1 protein-coding gene is annotated in these 573 nt (G+C 37.7%); it reads left to right on the plus strand.

The window, feature by feature from the left end; all coding sequences use genetic code 11:
- Positions 1–43 precede the first annotated feature (43 nt).
- Positions 44–529, plus strand: a complete 486-nt coding sequence (locus tag H8B04_RS16910; protein ID WP_223815485.1) for a transposase — start codon at positions 44–46, stop codon at positions 527–529.
- Positions 530–573: the final 44 nt, after the last annotated feature.

The following is a 573-nucleotide window of genomic DNA, read 5'->3' on the forward strand; positions in this document are numbered from 1 at the left end:
TGCACTGCCCCCAAAAAGTTAGACACTTTCTGGGGGTATTTTTATGGAACGAAAAGTCAAATATGATTTAACATTTAAACTTAAGTGTGTTAAATTAGTTGAGGAAAAACATCATTCAGTCACATCGGTATCTGGGCTATATGGCATTAATATTAGCCAACTTGATCGGTGGCTACAGGACTACCGACGACTAGGATTAAAGGGTTTAATTTCTAGTAAGAATAAAACTTATACTGCTGCCTTTAAGTTGCGAGTTATTCGAGCAATTGAACGCTATGGTTTAAGTTTAAGCGAAGCCAAATTTAAGTTTAACATTCCCAATGGGAGCACTATTTGTCAATGGCAAAAAAGTTTTGCTACCTTTGGACTGGACGGTTTACAACCCAAACGAAAAGGCCGTCCTGTGCAAGATATGAGTACTTATAAACGCAAAGCCCGCAAATCTAATAAGCCATTGACTCGAGAAGAGGAACTATTAATAGAGAACGAAAAATTGCGTTGTGAGGTAGCATTCTTAAAAATGCCTTAATTCAAGCACAAGAGGAAGCGGAATCAAAACAAAAATCCAAGCCA

Origin of the sequence: Sphingobacterium litopenaei (assembly GCF_014692495.1) — a bacterium.
Classification (GTDB): Bacteria; Bacteroidota; Bacteroidia; order Sphingobacteriales; family Sphingobacteriaceae; genus Sphingobacterium; species Sphingobacterium litopenaei.